This window comes from Vibrio iocasae, assembly GCF_042245395.1.
GTDB classification, from domain to species: Bacteria; Pseudomonadota; Gammaproteobacteria; order Enterobacterales; family Vibrionaceae; genus Vibrio; species Vibrio iocasae.
This window is the reverse complement of record NZ_CP145310.1, coordinates 531,306-551,118: the sequence shown is the minus strand read 5'-3', so window position 1 is coordinate 551,118 and position 19,813 is coordinate 531,306. Positions and strand designations below refer to the sequence as shown.

Below are 19,813 nucleotides of genomic sequence, written 5' to 3'. Positions count from 1 at the left end.
ACTATGAGCGAGCAAGTAAAATCATTGGTTAAAGCGATGTCTGTTCTGGAGTATCTGGGACAGTTTCCTGATGGTGTTGCGCTTCAACAAATCGCAGAGGATACAGGCATCAACAAAACCTCTGTTCATAGGATGCTTGCTACGTTTGAGCAGATGGGATACGTCTCTCAACCAGCGTCTAACAAGAAATACCAATTAACACTAAAGCTTTTGCACCTGGGCCACTCTGCTCAGAACTCAGATGTTATTGGTAGTGTTCAACCTTACCTTAACAAACTGATGAACGAACTGAACGAGACGATCAACTTCGTTTCTCGGGAAGGGGATCAAATTGTCTTTCGCGGCAAGTTTGAGCCTCAGAGCTCTCCTTTCAGAACTCGTACGTTTATCGGTATGTATTCTCAAATGTACTGCAGTGCGGCTGGTAAATGTTTCCTTGCCTATGCAAGCCCGAAAGAGCAGGAAAACTACTGGATCCGAAATCAGTCAATCGTGGAAAAACTCACTGCCAATACAATTACTGACAAAGATAAGTTCTTACAGGAACTGGCTCTGGTTAAGTCTCGTGGCTATGCCATAGATGACGAAGAAAACGAAGCAGGCATCTCATGTACTGCCGTTCCTATCTTCGATAATTCAGGCATACCAGCTTATGCCGTCAGTATTTCAACCCTAACACCGCGTATTGAAGCCATGGGTACAGGTAACCTGGCTGCGCGCATACAACAGACCACTAAACAGTTGGAAATGGCACTTTTCAAGCAATAACTTCCAACGGTTTTCCTAACATGCAGGACACCCGCTATGCACAACTTTGCGAAACAAAGGCGTTTAGGGCTTTACGAAAAAGCCATGCCAAACGATCTATCATGGGAAGAGAAACTGATTAAAGCGAAAGAGCTCGGTTTCGACTTCGTAGAAATTTCTGTCGACGAATCTGACGAACGAAGAGCACGTCTGGATTGGACAGATGAAGAGATCTATCAGCTACGAGATCTGTGTGAAAAGCACGCCATGCCACTTCAGTCCATGTGCCTTAGCGCGCATCGTAAATTTCCATTTGGCTCCGAAGACAAGGTAACCCAACTGGAAGCATACCGCATCATGGAAAAAGCGATATCCCTAGCTTATAAGCTTGGAATCCGCTGTATTCAGTTAGCCGGTTACGATGTTTATTATGAGGAGCAGACTGAAGCAACTCATGCTCGTTTCATTCAGGGGATGAAAGATTCCGCCAAAATGGCTGAACATGCAGGTATTATGCTGGGTGTTGAAATCATGGATACGCCCTATTTGAACTCTTTGAGTAAGTTTGAAGTACTCAAGAGAGAAGTTTCTTCGCCATATTTCATGGCCTACCCAGACGTCGGTAACATTACAGGATGGAACTACGACACCTGCACTGAGCTTAAGTTAAGTCAGGATCATATTGTTCAGATTCACTTAAAAGATACGCTAAAAGTGAGTGACACCTGTAAAGGACAGTTCCGTGATTTAGTCATTGGCGAAGGTCAGGTAGATTTCGAAGGGATATTTAAAACACTGGCAGAGATAAATTATACCGCACCGTTAGTTATCGAAATGTGGGCACAGGATGAGAGCTGGGCAGACAATATTTCGCTGGCAAGACAACGACTTTCAGACATTGCCTCAGGACAGGGTTTTGAGTTTGGATAATCCAGACAACAACTAACTTCAAACAACACGTGATGAAAATCACAAAACCTGTTACTATCGCGCAAATTTTAAAAACTGGCTAACCGCCAGTTTTTTTATGCTCAGAAATTTGAATTAGGAACTCCAGTGCTAACGACAGCTAACATCACCATGCAGTTTGGCGACAAGCCACTATTTGAGAACATTTCGGTCAAGTTTGGTAACGGTAACCGCTACGGCCTGATTGGTGCAAACGGTAGTGGTAAATCCACATTTATGAAGATTCTTGGTGGTGAGTTAGAACCGTCAGCAGGTACTGTCTCTTGTGACCCTAACGAACGCATGGCAAAACTAGGTCAGGATCAGTTCGCTTTTGAAGAGTACACAGTAGTCGATACAGTGATCATGGGCCACAAAGAACTGTGGGCTATCAAAGAAGAGCGTGACCGTATCTACTCGCTACCAGAAATGTCTGATGAAGATGGTATGCGTGTTGGCGATCTTGAGACAGAGTTTGCTGAAATGGATGGTTACTCTGCAGAGGCTCGTGCGGGTGAGTTATTGCTTGGTCTAGGCATCCCTGAAGAGCAACATTTTGGTTTAATGAGTGAAGTGGCTCCTGGCCTGAAAGTTCGTGTACTACTGGCTCAGGTACTGTTTGCTGAGCCTGAAATCATGCTGCTCGACGAACCAACCAACAACCTGGACATGCATACTATCGCGTGGCTTGAAGATACGCTGATGGCGCGTAACTGCACCATGATTATCATCTCGCACGACCGTCACTTCCTGAACTCGGTTTGTACTCACATGGCGGATCTCGACTACGGTGAGCTTCGTATGTTCACTGGTAACTACGATGAATACATGACAGCAGCTGAGCAGGCTCGTGAGCGTCTGCATGCAGACAACGCGAAGAAGAAAGCTCAAATTGCTGAACTACAAACCTTCGTAAGCCGATTCTCAGCAAACGCTTCTAAAGCAAAGCAGGCTACTTCTCGTCAGAAACAGTTGGATAAGATTCAGCTAGATGAGGTGAAACCATCAAGCCGTCAGTCTCCGTTTATCCGTTTCGAGCAGGAAAAAGAGTTATTCCGTAACGCTCTGGAAGTTGAAGGCTTGAAGCAAGGCTATGGTGAAAACATCCTCATCAATGGTGTTAACCTGATGGTTGAAGTGGGTGAGCGTATCGCGATCATCGGTGAGAACGGTATTGGTAAGTCTACCTTCCTGAACACGCTTGTTGGTGCTATGGAACCAATGAGCGGTATGGTGAAGTGGTCTGAAAACAACAACATCGGTTTCTACGCTCAGGATCATGCCGATGAGTTCGACATGGACATGAACCTGCTAGACTGGATGGGACAGTGGAAAAACGAAGGTGAAGACGAGCAGGTTGTTCGCGGTATTCTTGGCCGAATGCTTTTCTCACAGAATGATATCAAGAAGTCAGTAAAAGTGATTTCTGGTGGTGAGCAAGGTCGTATGCTGTTTGGTAAGCTAATCATGCAAAGACCAAACATCCTGCTAATGGATGAGCCAACCAACCACATGGATATGGAGTCTATCGAATCTCTGAACCTTGCGTTAGAGAACTACAAAGGCACCCTGTTCTTTGTATCCCATGACCGTCAGTTCGTATCTTCTATCGCCACTCGTATCATAGAGATAACTAAAGATGGTATTCAGGATTTCCACGGTACTTACGATGAGTATCTGGCGAAACAAGGTTTAACTGGCTGATTCTAACTATAGACTCAAGCATACAACCAAATATATGCATGCTCAGCTCTTAAGGGCTGAGCAATTGCGTAAACCCCTCTATCACAAAGCAGCTCAAATCTACCTGACATTGAGCGATTCACCTCTAGATAGCAGAACCATACCATTCTATAAAATGGTACTGGAGCAAACTACTCACCCATTTCGAAGCTCGTTTCTTTTTTAGCGTCAGTATTTAGTACTTCGGTCGTTACCTACCAAGCCAACTATTTTTGATTTTGAGGCAACGATATCACTATTTAAATTGCATTGTTGACCTTCCCCGTGAGGAGAAGGCTATCGTCATTAACCAAGAAGCCAATAGTTTTAGTGGTATTGAAACTGGTCTTGATTCATCCACTTCGTACTTATGTATTTGTGCAATCGGGCGAGAGCATGGTTATTTCAGAACAAAACATAACACCAACAGGACGTATTTTTAATATACAGAAGTACTCACTTTTTGATGGCTACGGCATTAGAACATTAGTCTTTTTCAAAGGGTGTAATTTACGCTGTGACTGGTGTGCGAATCCTGAAGGCTTAGAGTTTAGATACCAAGTTATGTATAGCGACAGTAAGTGTTCAGATTGCGGAGATTGTATCGATGTGTGCCCTACTGGAGTCCATGCATTACTACCACTACCCAATGGCAAAAAGCATATCGTCGACCATGCCAGGGAATGCACTGGTTGTCGTGAATGTGAAAAGGTATGTGTTGGCCGAGCCATCAACGTTGTAGGAAAAGATTACTCGGTTGACGATTTGATGAAAATCATAATGCAAGATTACGATTTTTATATAACGTCAAATGGTGGTGTGACATTAGGTGGCGGGGAATTAAGTTTACAAACTGACTTTGCCGTAGAGTTGCTTAACGCATGTAAAAAACAACAGATTCATACTGCAATCGAAACACAAGGTACCACCTCACTTAAAAATTTCAAAAAGCTTGCTGCATACACAGATTTATTTCTATTTGATATCAAAGAAATCGATACCCAAAAACATCAAAAGCTCTTAGGAATTAACAATAATCAGGTCAAAAAAAATCTTGAATATCTCATTGATATCGGAGCGAACATCATTATCAGAATGGCCATTATCAAAGGAGTTAACGATTCCTACGAATCTATGGGTAAAACATTTAATTATGTCATGTCATTAGCTGAAAAAGGGAATATAGAGAAAATAGAAATACTCCCATACCATGCTTTCGGAAAACCTAAATATGAAAAGCTTGGCATGATTTATCCCATTTCAGATGACACGCAATATACAGAAAACGAATTGAACGACTTTGAGCAGTTTATTGAGGGCTTTAATTTTAATATTCGACTCATCAGGCATTAGCAGTCGACAGATAAGATACAAAAATATGGTTGCCGTTGTTGTCGCACATGGCAGTTAAATTCGGGAGTAAGGAGATTATATGTTAAGCGATAGAGTGAAGCGTTTAAAAAATAACTATTTGCAGCAAAAACCGAGTATTCAGATAAACCGTGCTTTAGCATTTACAGAGGTACTTGAAAACAATCCACAAATGGATAAACCCATGCTTAGAGCGAAAGGTTTTAGAAAAGCTTGCCAAACGGCACCGATTCTAATTCAAGCTCAGGAACTCATTGTTGGTCATCCTTGTGGCAGGCCAAGAGCTGGTTCTTTTTCTCCAGATGTGGCTTGGGAGTGGTTAGTTGATGAAATCGATGAGATTGGAGTCAGAGCCCAAGACCCTTATGAGATATCTGAGGAAGATAAAGCCACTATTCGTAATAAAATTGCACCTGTATGGAAAGGGCTCTCATTAGCCGAAAAATGTGAAAAAAGGTTAAGAGAAGAAGGTTTGTGGGAGTTCGGCGCTGAAGCATGTATCAGCGACTTAACCTATCATGTCATGAATGGTGGCGGTGACAGTAGCCCCGATTACGCAAGAGTCGTAATGCAAAAAGGCGTAGCAGGCCTGATAAAAGAGATAGAAACAAAGCTGAATGAAGAAAGTCGCCTGGATAACCTGGATAAGAGTAAAAAAAATTTCTATCTTGCTTCACTGGAAGTATGCCAAGGGATCATGGAATACGCCCAAAGAGTATCTGACAAGGCAATGACGCTAGCTGAGGAAGCGAACGACAAAAAACGAAAAAATGAACTTATCGCTATTAGTGCAATAAATAGGAATGTGCCAACCCATCCTCCGAAGAGTTTTCATGAAGCACTCCAAGCCGTCTGGACAATTCAGTCTTTGTTTCTACTAGAAGAAAATCAATGCAGTACATCGCTAGGTAGAATCGACCAATACCTGTATCCATTTTATCGCCATGATATTGATGCCGGAGTATTAACTACTGAACAAGCGAAGGAGTTATTTTCCTGTTTCATGATCAAGTGCTCTGAAATGATCTGGTATACACCGGGTGCCACGGCAACTTATTTTGCCGGTTATATGCCTTATATAAACATGACCGTGGGTGGTGCTAAAGCGGATAACGAAGACGGAGTCAATGAACTAACTTATGTCATCATGGATGTAGTAGCGGACGTTAAGTTGTATCAACCAACTCTTGCCTGTCGTGTGCATAATCAATCACCACCTGAATACTTAGCGAAGATAGTTGACGTTATTAATGCTGGTGCGGGTATGCCGGCAGTACATTTTGATGATGCGCATATCAAAATGATGCTTGCTAAGGGAGCAACTATTCAACAAGCGAGAGATTATAGCTTGATGGGTTGTGTAGAGCCTCAGATTTCAGGGCAAATGCATCAATGGACAGCAGGCGGCTTTACTCAATATCCCATGTCGCTAGAGCTGTTATTTAACAATGGGAAGTTAAATTCATACTCAACAGATAAAGTTTGGTTTAATGACGTCAAACTCGCTGAGTTAGATACCTTTGAAAAGTTTGATTCTGCGTTAAAAGAGCGGCTGGATTTCGTCATCGATAATAACTGCATAGCAACCAACCTTATTCAAGATGAATTCAGAAAACATAATCCCACACCGTACATGTCGCTATTTATTGAAGGTTGTATTGAGTCAGGATTAGATGTCACCAATGGCGGTGCTAAGTTATACGCTGGACCTGGAACTATTTTTGCGGGGCTTGCTACTTATGCAGACTCTGTCAATGCCATCAAAGAGCTGGTCTATGATAAGCAAGAATATACGCTTGATGAAATAAAGACAGCACTAAATAGTGACTGGCAAGGTTATGAACGAGTTCGCCTGGATTGCCAGAACGCGAGCAAATTTGGCAACGATATCGATCAGGTGGATCAAATAACAGCAGATATTCTTGATTATACAGAAGCAAAAATGAACGCACATGATTCTCTTTTTGCGCATCATATTCATGGCACCCTTTCACAGTCATTTAATACGCCACTGGGAGAAATGATAGGAGCAACACCTGATGGCAGAGAGGCAAATACTTGCTTATCTGATGGAATGAGCCCAAATCAAGGCTATGACGTTAATGGCATCACTGCTGTGGTTAAATCCGTATCAAAACTTAATGTAGAATCAATGAGTTTAGGAATGGCGCACAACTTTAAAATTTCCCCCAACTTATTGTCGAATAAAGAAGGTAAAGCTGCACTCGCCAATGTGATTCGAACTGCATCACAGCTTGGCAACGGGCAAATGCAATTTAACTGCGTCACCAACGAGACGCTCATTGACGCACAAAAGAATCCAGAACAATATCGAGATTTAATTGTGAGGGTTGCTGGTTATAGCGCTTTCTTTGTTGAGTTGTGTGAAAGTGTTCAAAATGAAATTATTACGCGCAATGAAATGACAGAGGCTTGATAAACTTTTTTCACTCAAATTAACGTTAGCGAGGGTATTCAAAGTTCTGTGCCAGATTAATAATTTACATATCCAGCACGCTATCAAAACGTACTGCGCTCGTTCCCGCTTCACTCCTACACGGGAACGAGAGCAAGCCTTATGAATATGTAGCTCTAGGGGTAATGAAATCTACCCAACGGTACAATCTGTTTGGACCAGCGATTTGAATCCAGGTTAATTCAAGTAATGATACCCTTCCGAAACAACTCTGCGACCAGATTTCCACGGTTTTTAGCGCCTAATATATACCTCATGGACTCAATATGATATTCAATACCGGAGTTTGTCATCTCTAGTTTCTCAGCCATTGCTTTCGTTGAATAGCCATCCGCAAGCATGGTTGCTATCTCTATAGCTTTTGAGCAAAAAGTCCCTCTGGCTTTGTATAAATTAAAGTTCCCACCATCGAATAATCGCCACATTTTATAGATATTGTCACTGATTAAACATAGCTCTTCCTTGTGCCTTTCTATAAAAGTTGTTGGATTGCTTTCAACATCAGGCTCTATATCAAAGCAAACTGTCGCTTTCCATCTACTTTCCAGACTCTCATTAACAGGAACAAGGATCGTCCATACATTTCCTTCAGCTATGCCAAACTTTCGAAAAAACTGGTTTAACATTGCCACCTGAGTTCTATCAATCAAAGAACTTTTATGAACAATTGGTACTGACGCTGATAAAACCCTTTCAACATTGCTATCGCTCTGGTTTAAGAATGCGGGTGGCTCTTTACGTACGTCTTCGATTGATACGGAATAAGTAGAGTACATAAGGGTCATATATTTGAAATCATTCCCCTTAAAGTTACCTCTGAGTCTTTCTGCTGAACTGATCCCTCCCCATATATCGAAACTCATGATTTTTTCGCTAAGCAATGGGGCGAAATCTACTTCACCCATCCAACGATTACTCAGGGGCAGGTTCATATCTATAGTACTCCTGTGATTTGAGCTGGATGTGCTGCTGCTCGATCGCGTCATGGTCATTTAAAATATCTTCCAATAACTCTGAAAGCTCTAGCATTCCATAGGACTGGCAGTAGTAGTAAAGAGAGTAAGCTTTAGTAACATCTTTTTTGATACCGTAGCCATGTTCAAGCATTGCACCCATAACAAAATATGCTGGCAGGTAATGTTGCTCCATAGCTAACACTATGTACTTTCTTGCTTTTATATAGTCTGTAGGTACGTCTACTCCCTGATAATAGAGCAAGCCCAACCTATATTGGGCTAATCTATCATTGTTATTGGCAGCTTGAGTAAGCAGTAGTACTGCCTTTTTTATATCTTTATCTACGCCTTTCGAACATAAGTAAAAATCGGCAAGGTTTGTTTGGGCCTCAGGAACATCATCCTTCGCTAGTATTTCTAAATATACGAGCGCTTGCTGATATTTTTCTGCCTGAGTATATAGTGTTGCTAATGCAAACTGCGCAGGTATATAGTTTACGGCGGCAGACTTTTCAAACCATTCTAGAGCAACATCCTGATTTTTTCGCACATACTGCCCTTTAAAGTAGATAACACCCAGCTGATACTGTGCCTCTCTCAACCCATGATTAGCTGCTTTAGACAGGTATGAAATAGCTGAATCAGCATCGGTATCTTCGCTTTTAATAATGTTCAAAGCTTTCAGATAGTTCTCCTGTGCATCACTTAATTTCGTATTTTGAATCTGGTCTGACATCAAAGTAACTCCTGCTACATTATTAACTAGTGCATCCTTGCCTTCCGGTTGTGAGCGGGATCCTTATTCGTTGTGCTCCGTTAAAGTTTCGCTATTTTTGAACCAGCTTGTTTGGTGCTATCTGAGTTCGCCAAGTAATTGCAAAAATAGCCACGGAAGTTAGTCCGAACATTATCAATCCCATAGCTCCAGATTGCGGTTCTCGCTCAGCAAACGAAGCCCAGGACCACGCAACACAAAACCATATGCCTGCTGCCGAAGTCATTAGACCAAGTATTGCAATGATATTGAGTCGATACAGACCGGAAATTTTTCTATAGCCCACAAATGAAGCAACAGTAAACATACCTAACAGATACCACATAAGTCCCATCATCTTTTCATCTCCTCTACACATCTATATCCGAACCAGTTTTCCAGAAATTGAGAACAGCTTGTTCATCAAAAATATCGCCGTAGCCAAATAGCTCATCCATAACTTTCATAAAGCTATGGATTGGGCCACCGGTATATACATTGGACGCATCAATCAATCTATGATGCCAAAAGTCAGGTTTGTTCCACGGACACGCAGTGATACAAGCACCACAATCATTCCCGCCATCAACCCAGTACTTGTAGCACTTCTTCGCATCGTTATAGAACTTTTTTACACCACGTTGGTGGTGCCACGAATAGAGTGGGTCTTCACCATTTTCATAAGTAGGCCCCCAACCCGGTTCATCGTCCATACTGATTGCTTGTGAAGGGCATTTTTCTGCACATAATTTGCACCGTTGACAAAACTCCATGATGCCAAACGATCTTGGTTTATCGTAACCATCTTCCGGGAGTTCCATATCTGTGTAGATTTTTGCTATACGAACGCGCGGCCCAAACCGAGGGGCCATAATGGTGCCATTTCTTGCGGCCTCACCAAGGCCTGCTTCAATAGCGTATGCCACGTTGTTACCTAGATCATTGCCAGAGGCAACCGCTTGGTATCCCAGCCCCCTAATAAAGTTCGCCATGGTGCCCGCAACCGTGGCCATTTTTCCGTATGCCAATGCGAAAGCAGCACTAGAGATAAAGGATGGTGCAGTGGATACCGCTTCGTAGTCTTCATCGACAAGTATTACAATCACGCTTTTAGGATCGAATGGGAATTCATCCCAGGAAACTTCTCTGTCTTCCTCGTAATGGTATAGAGGGTCCCAGTTCCATACCTTTTTGTTTTTTGTAATGCCACAGCGCACCGCTCCCATGAGCCTTGCTGCAGATTTGATACTCAAGTTCGCGTCTTCACCACTATCAAACTGCCACTTTTCAGGAGAAACATGCTCTTGATTCCAGGTGTATACACCTTTATTGAAGTCCATTTCCGTGGCTCCCGGAGCCAAGTATTGGTTCATTATCCAAGCAGAGCCTTCTAAGGCTAAATCGAGATGACGCATCCCAGGTTTAGCGTTATCCATCGCAACAAACGGATTCAGATGGTTATCGTGGAAGCTCCAGCCACCAGCAAAATTTTGGTTCCTCTCCGGATATTTATCTCCCAATGACTTATTGGAAACAAAAGTCCACACAGAGTTTTCCTGAGGCATAGGCTTCAACACATCAGGGTCTATAGGAACCGGAAAATCCCCATGCATAACTCCTTTAATGTCGCTAGTTTTAGCGTCAGCATGAGCAAAGCCAGTAATTGCTGCAGCACCCACCGCAGTTCCCATGCTTAATTTAAAGAAATTTCGACGGGAGTGGTCTTCTAATTCAACATCGTTTTTCTTAGCTATTATTTTATCCATGATTAATGTCTCACATAAATGATTGCATTGGATATGATTCTGATGTTGAATTTATATCTTAATTTCTCAGATGGTAGAAATCACCAGCCATAGGCTTTTCCAACACTAAAGGCCAACTGAGAATCAATACATAATAAGATGAATTTAAACATGAAAGACTTTAACTATAACCAACTGATTTCTTTTGTTCATGTTGCACAGTGTTTAAATATTTCACTCGCTGCAAAACAGATCGGCAAAAATAGAGCTACAGTGTCTGAACACATCGATTCTTTAGAAGATGAACTTGGTCACAAGTTATTTGATAGAACATCTCGACAGATGCAAATAACACCTTATGGAAACGACATATACAGCCCATCTGCATTGCTTCTCAGCCAGATAGGTGTTTGGCAGAATACCGTCGAAAAAAATAAGCCAAGTGCAGATAAACGAATAATCAGAGTAGCTTATGACTGTGTTGTCCCGAAAAAAATAATCCTAGACCTTACTGATTACTGCCATACGCAAAATATAGATGTCGAGTTTATTTTATTGAGTGGTAATTACTCCCGAGACTTCCTAGATAATCAAGTTGTAGACCTAATAATTACACCTGATGAAGGTGACGAAATTCCTGGTGATTTCGACTGGAAAATGATTGGTTCTATGGAATATAGGTTTTACGCACTTAAAAACTTTTTTGGTTCAGATTCAGTTGATATGAGTAAACTGTTAAAACATACTCAGCTTTTACCACGCGCCTATACAAATAAAGCAAAGGATGTCAGGTATATTTTCACTCCAAATAATAAAATTATTAATGATGAGGAAATCTTTAGGTACACATTGGAAAAGGGAAGAGGCTGGGCATTTCTTCCCACACATATGCACGCAGACAGCTGGAATGATGTAAAAGAGGTCAAAACTAAACTAGGACAGGAAGGGTTTGTCAGCCCAATTCAGGCATTTTGGAGATCGGGCGACGAGCAACTGGTATCCCCCTTGCTAAACTATTTTGATAATGAAGGGGCAATCTAGATTGTTTAAGGCGACCGCAATGGTCGCCTATTTTACGTTTGATTGTTAGATCTTAAACTTACCTACGATATCAACCAGCTGGTCGTTGGTGCCAGTTAACTGATGAGTACTCTCTACGGTAGACTGACCATTACTGTTCAGCGTATCAATCATCTCGCGAATCGCGCTCATGTTTCGGTTTATCTCTTCCGATACCGAGCTTTGTTCTTCTGCAGATGTCGCTATCTGAGCAGCAAGATCGTTAATCTCCATCACTGAAGAAGTAACGGTGTCCAGTGAGTTCATAACATCTGATGTTGTATCCACTGTTTGCTGACAACTCTGCTTGGTTGTTTCCATTCGATTAACCAAATCTTCGTTGCCAAACTTAAGCTTATCGAGCATGGAACCAATCTCGTCAGTACTGCTTCGAGTACGTGAAGCCAGTGCCCGCACTTCGTCAGCCACGACAGCAAACCCTCGACCCTGCTCCCCTGCCCGCGCTGCTTCAATGGCCGCATTAAGAGCCAGCAAGTTAGTCTGTTCTGCAATTTCACCAATAACACCCAATACAGAGTGAATCTCTTCTGCATCGGCTCTTCTTTCAATAACAGAGTTCGACATGTTATCAACTTCAACCATCAGTTCAGTAACGCTGCTCATCGCGTGTTGTACCGCTTGCTTAGACGCGCCCGCCTGCTCGCTAGTGGTTTGAGTATATTTAGCTGCTTCTGCTGCACTTTGTGCGACAGAGTCTGCTGTTGAGCTCATCTCGGTCACCGAGGTAACGGCCATATCCATTTCTGCACTGTGTGCACTGAGCAAATCCTGATTTGAGCTAGCCTGAGCTTCTAGCTGAGTAATCTCAGAGCTAATACTTTGGCTGGAAGAAGAAACTTCTTTCATCATCGACTGAAGGTTAGCAATAAACTGGTTGATGCCTTCTGCAATCTGACCAAGATCATCTTTGGTATAAACATCAAGACGACGGGTTAAGTCGCCACTACCACTGGCCAACTCAGTAATTAACTCACGAAGGCTCACGATTGGTTTAAACGCGATATTAATTAGTACTACACTGATAGGAATAATAATGGCAGCAGCGATGAGAAGCGCGATGGTGATTGCGCCATTGAGTCGGTCTGTATTAGCCTGAATGTAATCCAGGTCAACATAACCAGTAAGGTTCCACTCTTTACCACCAAAACTGATAGGCTGGGAAATAGGTGTTAAATTACCATCTGTTTTATTACTAAATACAACCGTGTTTTTTTCATCAATCAGTTCGAAATAACTGCCTTCTCCGGATGCATCCGCGAGTATATGTTCACCAAGGCTAAGGTCGATATAAAATATGTTACCTGCATTCTCATCAGCAGCGACAACAATAGAAATCATCGGTTTCCCGTTGTCGAAATAGACATCACTGACGGTTGTCTTACCAGCAGATTGCTTTACCAGTTCCAGATAAGGCGCAGCTTCCGCTTTATTGTCCAGAATGCCTTCTTTAGTCACAGCAACACCGTAAGTGACTTTTACTACATCAGCAAAGCCTGTCTTATCTATTGTTTGCTGTAATTCATTGATACTAAAATTTGAAGATTCAGCAACTTTAACATCGCTTGCGATAGCGGTTTCAAGCAACTTCTTAACCATGCCGACTTTGGTCGTTATCGTTTTGGTATCACTCTCAGAGATGTAACTACTAATAAAATAGTTTGCACTTAAAAAAGAGGTAAGAATTGTTGAGAATATTATTAAAACAACCAACGCGAGCAATTTGGCTTTGAAGCTGACCTTTTTCATTTTTTAGTTTCATGTCCATGTGAATTTGATACTCAATTCTAGCTACTAATACAATTGGTTATTATGAATGTGATCACTAAATTGCAAGCAGAACATAGATCAAACTGAGCTAAATTATAAATTTATATGATTTTTATTTTCAGGCACGACTTTGTTATAAAACCAGTTTCTTAATCTCATATTAATACAAATCGTGTAACCCGCTTCGATCATCTCTGTCTCAGATCTTACGATTTACTTGTAATACAATATTGCATTTAAGGTTGTTTTTGATATTCTACCCATATGTTCCCCGAGCCATGCAGAGTTCTGCTAAAGCAGGCAACTCGTTAGCATTAATGACTCTGTTTGCACGAACGGTCAACTCACAAGAAGAGTACAGATATGTCTAATAAAATCGCATTAATCACCGGTGCAACTGGTGGTATTGGTTTCCAGGTCGCGAAACGTCTGGGTCAGGATGGTTACACTGTTATCCTTAATGGTATCGAAGATGCACACGGTGCGGCTCGCGTTGCTGAGCTAAACGAAGCTGGTATAGAAGCTGAATACTATGGTTTTGACGTTACTGATGAGAACGCGGTAACAGAAAACGTAACGACTATCGGTAACAAGTTTGGTAAGATCGATGTTGTTGTTAACAACGCCGGTGGTCTTGGTGGCCGTAGCTCAATCGAAGAAATGACAACGGAGTTCTTCCATAAAGTAATGGCTCTTAATCTTGATAGCGCATTCTTTGTATCTCGCGCTGCAATTCCTTTCCTTAAGAAATCTGACAACGCGTCTATCATTAACTTTACTTCTAACGCAGCATGGAATGCAGGTGGTCCAGGTGCAGGTATCTATGGCACTTCTAAAGCAGCGGTTCATACTCTGACTCGCGCTCTTGCTAAAGAACTTGCTCCTGCGGGTATCCGTGTTAACTGTGTATCTCCAGGTACTATCGATACGCCATTCCACAAGCAGATCAAAGAAACTAAGCCAGAAGTCTTTGCTTCGTGGGCAAACAGCATCATGCTTGGCCGCCTTGGTCAGCCAGAAGAAGTAGCTTCAGTTATCGCATTCCTTGTAAGCAAAGATGCTTCATTCATGACTGCTGAAACTGTTCAGATCGGTGGTGGTCAGGCTCTGGGTATCTAACCTTCTTTTAAGGAAATAGAAACTCAAGTTACTGCAAATCCTATTAAAAAGGCCACATCAATTATCGGGTGATGTGGCCTTTTTCTATCTTTATTCTATCTTTAGCTGTCTTTGGTTTAGCTATCTGCGCGAAACTTACATCTCTTCTGGTTTAAACCAGTGTAGCTTTTCATGCAGTGAAGTGACTGAGCCAACCACAATAAGCGCCGGACTTTCTGCTTTTGCGGCGGTTTCTCCTAGCGAGACAAGGTGACAGGTATGAACCCTTTGCGAAGATGTGGTTCCCTTTTCTATCACAGCGCACATGCTCTCCTCTTCCAAACCATGTTCGATCAACTTAGAAGAGATATAGCCACTCTGTTTCAAACCCATATAAAACACCAGTGTCTGATTAGACTGCGCCAATGCCTGCCAATTGATCTCTTGCCCGTCTTTCTGGATATGACCTGTGACAAATTGTACACCCTGTGCGTGGTCTCTGTGGGTAAGCGGGATCCCAGCATAAGCGGTTGCGCCTGCGGCAGCGGTTATTCCCGGAACAATTTCGTACTTAACACCATTTTCCGCCAGCGTTTCAATCTCTTCTCCACCACGGCCGAATATAAAAGGATCGCCCCCTTTTAACCGGACAACTCGCTTTCCTTCTTGCGCTTTATCAACCAGTAGCTGATTAATGTCATGCTGTGGCACACAGTGAAAATCCAGCTTCTTACCCACATAAAGCATTTCCGCTCCGTCCTTTGCCAGAGCGAGAATTTCAGGGGAAACAAGACGATCGTAAACCACCACGTCAGCTTGCTGAATGACCCGGTGACCTTTTACTGTCAGTAAATCCGGATCACCCGGTCCGGCACCAACCAGAGAAACAAATCCATTCGAGCTTTGGTGTGAAGATACTTCTTTCATATTGCAATCAACCAAATAGATAAAGTAAACAAAAGGGAGCCAGATAAAATCGGGCTCCCTGTAAGCATAGACAATTTGTCAGAAGAATTAACGAGCGTTAAATGCAGGCTCTGCTGTTACTTTCTGATCTTGCTTAGCGTCAATAGACGGTGCCGTCTTAGCGTGCGTCATGTATAGCGGGATACAAGTACATACCAAACCGCCTACGATGTTACCTAGAATAGTAGGAACAAGGTTGAAGTTCAGCCATGTTGCGATACCAAAGTCCGCACCCAGCATCATGCCAAGTGGGAACAGGAACATGTTTACTACCGTGTGTTCGAACACTAGTGCAAAAAATGTGAAGATAGGTAACCACATTGCAGCAATTTTTCCAGCAACAGTGCGAGCTGTCATGTTGCCGATTACACCAAGGCAAACCATAAGGTTACAGAAGATGCCGCGCACAAAACAGGTAATCCAACCATCAGTGCCAAGAGTCTCAAATCCAACCGTACGGGCAGTCGCTACAGCAATGATTTTCTGAGCAACCGCGTTAGGGTCGATAGTAAAGTTTTTAGTTAGAGATAGTGCGATAAGGAAAGCAACAATCAGTGAACCAATCAGGTTACCCAGACCAACAAGTCCCCAACAGCGCAGGATACGACTCCAGGTGATACCCGGACGGTTATCAAACTTAGCCAGTGGAGCAAGACCAAATACACCCGTTACCAGGTCGTAGCCCATCAGGCTCAGAATACAAAAACCAACCGGGAATACTAATGCACCAACAATGCCCATGCCCGTTTGAACGATGGTCGTGATAGCAACCACTACAGCTAGCGAAAGAATAACACCCGCCATGGTGCCACGCAGCAGAAGGTCACGTGTGCTGGTTTTCACCTTCGCTTCACCAACATCTATCATGGTTTGTACAAATTCTACAGGTTTTAGATCCGACATCTTAAGTCCCTATTCAAAAGTTAAAAATTAAAAGATAAGAATGAATAGTCAAAAGCTTCCACACAAATCGGAGAGTTATCTGAAAGCCTTTTGCTATGCAATCTTTGACTCCCTCATTCCATTAAGGGAGTTCCCTAGATTTATTGCTTAGGCTGCTATTTCTACCTGACCGTCAACTGTACGTACTTCGTAAGCTTTTATGTTGAACTGCTCATCTTCCATGCATGCACCTGTCTTTAGATTAAAGCGCTGCTTTTTAAGAGGACTGGCAACCCAAAGCTCACCTTTGTGTTCAACTGTAAGGCCACGAGAAAGCACGTTCGCCTGAAAGAACGGATCCATGTTACTGATCGCAAAAACTTCATCGTTCGCTCTTGGGCGGAAGATAGCTACCTGCTCACCGTCTACCAAAGCACATACACCAGTGCCGGGAATGATGTCGTCTAGCTGACAGATTGTTGTCCAGTTACTCATGCCATTTCCTCTTCTGTAGATGCGCTGTTGCCAAGAGAGACATGTAGGATGTCACCTTTCGCTTCAGGGTGTTTTTCGGTAAATGTAGCCGGGCGGTGCTGCTCACGAGCCTGAACAAACATGACGTTGTTGTCGCGCTCTTCTGAGTTAACAAAGTGTGAGAAGCGCTTAAGCTGCGATTCATCATTCACTGTTTCTTTCCACTCACAGCTGAAGTTTTCCACCAGCTTCTGAACATCTGCTTCAAGCTGCTCATTGATACCAAGCTTGTCATCAACAATGACTTCGCGAAGATAGTCGACACCACCTTCAAGGTTTTCCATCCATACCGAAGTACGCTGTAACTTGTCTGCGGTACGAACGTAGAACATCATAAAACGGTCTACATATTTGATGAGCGTCTCTTTATCCAGATCAGACGCGAGCAGATCGGCATGACGCGGCTTCATACCACCGTTACCACAAACGTACATGTTCCAGCCCGCGTCGGTAGCAATGATACCCAGGTCTTTACCCTGTGCTTCGGCACATTCACGGGTACAGCCAGATACACCAAACTTCATCTTATGAGGAGCTCGAATGCCTTTGTAGCGGTTTTCAAGCTCAACACCCAGACCAACACTGTCCTGAACACCGTAGCGACACCAGGTGCTACCAACACAGGTTTTCACCATACGCAGGGACTTACCGTATGCTTGGCCAGTTTCGTAACCTGCATCAATCAACTTGCTCCAGATAGCCGGAAGATCATCTTTTTGTGCGCCAAACAAGCCAATACGCTGAGCACCGGTTACCTTGGTGTACAGGTTGTATTCCTGCGCAACACTTGCTAGCACAGCCAGTGCCTGAGGTGTTACTTCACCACCCGCCATACGAGGGATAACTGAATAAGTACCGTCTTTTTGCATGTTGCCAAGGAAGTTGTCGTTGGTATCGTGCAGAGAAACCAGTTCCGGTTTCAGGATATGTTCACCCCAGCAAGAAGCCAGAATAGAGCCTACTGCGGGCTTACACACTTCACAGCCGTACCCTTTCCCGTACTTCTCAAGAAGTGCATCAAATGTCTTGATACCTTCGATACGGATTAGGTGGAACAATTCCTGACGTGAGTATTCAAAGTGCTCACAAATGTGGTTGTTGACTTCGATACCCGCTTTAGACAGTTCTGCATTCAAAACGTCGGTAACCAGAGGGATACAACCGCCACAACCTGTACCTGCATTGGTAACCGCTTTAACGTCGGCAAGCGTATGATGACCGTCCGCAACAGCCTGAGCGATCTTGCCTTTGGTCACATCAAAACATGAACAGATAACTGCGCTTTCAGGAAGTGAGTCGGCACCCAGCGCCGGCTTTTCAGCCCCCGCATGAGCAGGAAGAATTAGAGTGTCCGGCTTTTCAGGCAGATCAATGTCGTTCAGTTTGAGCTGAAGAAGGTTTCCGTAATCGGAAGTATCACCAACCAGAACGGCACCAAGCAGTTTTTTGCCATCTTCAGAAACGATCAGACGCTTATAGACTTCTTCATCTTCGTTCAGGTAAACGTAGCTTTTGCAATTAGGTGTACAGCCATTTGCATCACCGATACTACCTACTTTAACGCCAAGCAGTTTAAGCTTGGCACTCATGTCTGCGCCTTCAAAGCTGTTGTCGTTACCTACAAGGTGGTCAACCGCAACCTGGGCCATTTTGTAGCCTGGAGCAACAAGGCCAAAGAAAGTTTCATTCCAGGATGCACACTCACCGATAGCGTAAATGTTCTCATCAGAAGTCTGACAGTTGTTGTTAACGGCAATACCACCGCGAGGAGCAATATCCAGCTCTGCCTGACGGGCCAATTTGTCCTGTGGACGGATACCGGTTGAGAAGACAATGAAGTCGACTTCAAGGTCAGTACCATCAGCAAATCTCATCGTGTTGCGAGCCGTTACGCCTTCCGCCACAATTTCCTGTGTGTTCTTGCTGGTATGAACCTGAACACCCATACGTTCGATCTTATTGCGAAGTTGCTGTCCACCCTGAAGATCAAGCTGCTCAGCCATAAGTACCGGAGCAAACTCAATCACATGCGTTTCTACACCCAGTGCTTTTAGCGCACCTGCCGCTTCAAGACCAAGCAGACCGCCACCGACAACAACACCTGACTTGCTCTTCTTCGCAGTCGCTTCAATGGCTTTCAGATCTTCGATTGTACGGTATACAAAACAATCCGGACCTTCGTTACCTTTGATTGGTGGTACCCAAGGATAAGAACCTGTCGCTAAAACTAACTTGTCGTATTTTACTTCACGTCCACTGCTAGAGTAGATGATCTGGCTTTCACGGTTTACGTTGATAGCACGCTCACCAATCAGTACGTTGATGCCATGCTTCTCGTAGAAACCTTCTTTAACCAGCGAAAGCTCATCCGCAGTATGATGAGAAAAATAGGAAGAAAGGTGGACTCGGTCATACGCTACTCGTGGCTCCTCGCAGAATACGGTGATATCCATGTTCTGAATATCCGCTTTTTCCACTAAATCCTCGATATAACGATGGCCTACCATGCCGTTACCAATAACGACCAGACGCATCTTATTGCTCATTGGGCTACCTGAATGTAGTAATCAAAATTAGGTAGAATCATAGTGACGCAAGTCACGTAATTACTGATATAAATCAAATTAAGAAAAAAACTACACTAAAGGGGTATGTTTAAAATGTGACCGCAATCACCTATAAATCGTTATTCTAAAAGGCTTCACTCGGCCTATATGAGCAATTGCTCTATTTTTAATTTTATTCGAGCTATCTGCATAGAATAAGG

The 19,813-nt window shown here is 43.2% G+C and carries 16 protein-coding genes; 7 read left to right on the top strand and 9 right to left on the bottom strand.

The features are described from left to right. The first annotated feature begins 3 nt into the window (after positions 1-3). The 5 genes from SNR28_RS02510 (at position 4) to cutC (ending at position 7,225) form a co-directional block, all read left to right on the top strand. Complete coding sequence (locus SNR28_RS02510; protein ID WP_375749446.1) at positions 4-768, top strand: IclR family transcriptional regulator; 765 nt, start codon at positions 4-6, stop codon at positions 766-768. 36 nt (positions 769-804) lie between these two features. Then, entirely contained in the window at positions 805-1,677 is an 873-nt protein-coding gene (locus tag SNR28_RS02505) for an L-ribulose-5-phosphate 3-epimerase (RefSeq protein WP_375749445.1), read from the top strand. 126 nt (positions 1,678-1,803) lie between these two features. Beyond that, positions 1,804-3,399 carry an ABC-F family ATPase gene (locus tag SNR28_RS02500; RefSeq protein WP_375749444.1) on the top strand — a complete coding sequence of 532 codons (1,596 nt, stop codon included), beginning with the start codon at positions 1,804-1,806 and terminating at the stop codon, positions 3,397-3,399. 414 nt (positions 3,400-3,813) lie between these two features. Then, positions 3,814-4,770 carry a choline TMA-lyase-activating enzyme gene (gene cutD, locus SNR28_RS02495; RefSeq protein ID WP_375749443.1) on the top strand — a complete coding sequence of 319 codons (957 nt, stop codon included), beginning with the start codon at positions 3,814-3,816 and terminating at the stop codon, positions 4,768-4,770. A gap of 79 nt (positions 4,771-4,849) precedes the next feature. After that, on the top strand, positions 4,850-7,225 hold the full coding sequence (gene cutC / locus SNR28_RS02490) for a choline trimethylamine-lyase (protein WP_375749442.1): 2,376 nt from the start codon (positions 4,850-4,852) through the stop codon (positions 7,223-7,225). Between the two features lie 221 nt (positions 7,226-7,446). Here cutC and SNR28_RS02485 read toward each other — a convergent pair whose 3' ends face one another. The 4 genes from SNR28_RS02485 to SNR28_RS02470 form a co-directional block, all read right to left on the bottom strand. Continuing rightward, positions 7,447-8,196: a helix-turn-helix transcriptional regulator gene (locus SNR28_RS02485; RefSeq protein WP_375749441.1), complete on the bottom strand. Its 750-nt coding sequence runs from the start codon at positions 8,194-8,196 to the stop codon at positions 7,447-7,449. Continuing rightward, positions 8,177-8,956, bottom strand: coding sequence for a tetratricopeptide repeat protein (locus SNR28_RS02480; protein WP_375749440.1), 780 nt, complete (start codon positions 8,954-8,956; stop codon positions 8,177-8,179). Before SNR28_RS02480 ends, SNR28_RS02485 begins: the two co-directional genes overlap by 20 nt. 91 nt (positions 8,957-9,047) lie before the next feature. Next, the gene (locus SNR28_RS02475; protein ID WP_375749439.1) at positions 9,048-9,332 is read right to left on the bottom strand and encodes a tetrachloroethene dehalogenase; all 285 of its coding nucleotides are present in this window, start codon (positions 9,330-9,332) and stop codon (positions 9,048-9,050) included. Between the two features lie 13 nt (positions 9,333-9,345). After that, positions 9,346-10,740: a reductive dehalogenase gene (locus tag SNR28_RS02470; RefSeq protein WP_375749438.1), complete on the bottom strand. Its 1,395-nt coding sequence runs from the start codon at positions 10,738-10,740 to the stop codon at positions 9,346-9,348. A 150-nt stretch (positions 10,741-10,890) separates the two neighbouring features. Here SNR28_RS02470 and SNR28_RS02465 point away from each other — a divergent pair, with 150 nt between their 5' ends. Next, on the top strand, positions 10,891-11,760 hold the full coding sequence (locus tag SNR28_RS02465; RefSeq protein WP_375749437.1) for a LysR family transcriptional regulator: 870 nt from the start codon (positions 10,891-10,893) through the stop codon (positions 11,758-11,760). A gap of 45 nt (positions 11,761-11,805) precedes the next feature. Here SNR28_RS02465 and SNR28_RS02460 read toward each other — a convergent pair whose 3' ends face one another. Next, positions 11,806-13,545 carry a methyl-accepting chemotaxis protein gene (locus tag SNR28_RS02460; protein WP_375749436.1) on the bottom strand — a complete coding sequence of 580 codons (1,740 nt, stop codon included), beginning with the start codon at positions 13,543-13,545 and terminating at the stop codon, positions 11,806-11,808. A 384-nt stretch (positions 13,546-13,929) separates the two neighbouring features. Between SNR28_RS02460 and SNR28_RS02455 the strand changes: the two genes are divergently transcribed. Next, a complete protein-coding gene (locus tag SNR28_RS02455; RefSeq protein ID WP_375749435.1) occupies positions 13,930-14,685 on the top strand; it encodes an SDR family NAD(P)-dependent oxidoreductase in 756 nt (251 codons plus the stop codon). Between the two features lie 135 nt (positions 14,686-14,820). Here SNR28_RS02455 and cobA read toward each other — a convergent pair whose 3' ends face one another. From cobA to nirB, 4 genes are all read right to left on the bottom strand, one after another. Further along, on the bottom strand, positions 14,821-15,591 hold the full coding sequence (cobA, locus tag SNR28_RS02450; protein WP_375749434.1) for a uroporphyrinogen-III C-methyltransferase: 771 nt from the start codon (positions 15,589-15,591) through the stop codon (positions 14,821-14,823). An 87-nt stretch (positions 15,592-15,678) separates the two neighbouring features. After that, positions 15,679-16,533, bottom strand: a complete 855-nt coding sequence (locus SNR28_RS02445) for a formate/nitrite transporter family protein (RefSeq protein ID WP_375749433.1) — start codon at positions 16,531-16,533, stop codon at positions 15,679-15,681. 147 nt (positions 16,534-16,680) lie between these two features. Beyond that, positions 16,681-17,007 (bottom strand): nitrite reductase small subunit NirD, encoded by a 327-nt coding sequence (gene nirD / locus SNR28_RS02440; RefSeq protein ID WP_375749432.1) that lies wholly within the window; start codon positions 17,005-17,007, stop codon positions 16,681-16,683. Next, positions 17,004-19,592, bottom strand: a complete 2,589-nt coding sequence (nirB, locus tag SNR28_RS02435) for a nitrite reductase large subunit NirB (protein WP_375749431.1) — start codon at positions 19,590-19,592, stop codon at positions 17,004-17,006. Before nirB ends, nirD begins: the two co-directional genes overlap by 4 nt. Between the last annotated feature and the right edge of the window lie 221 nt (positions 19,593-19,813).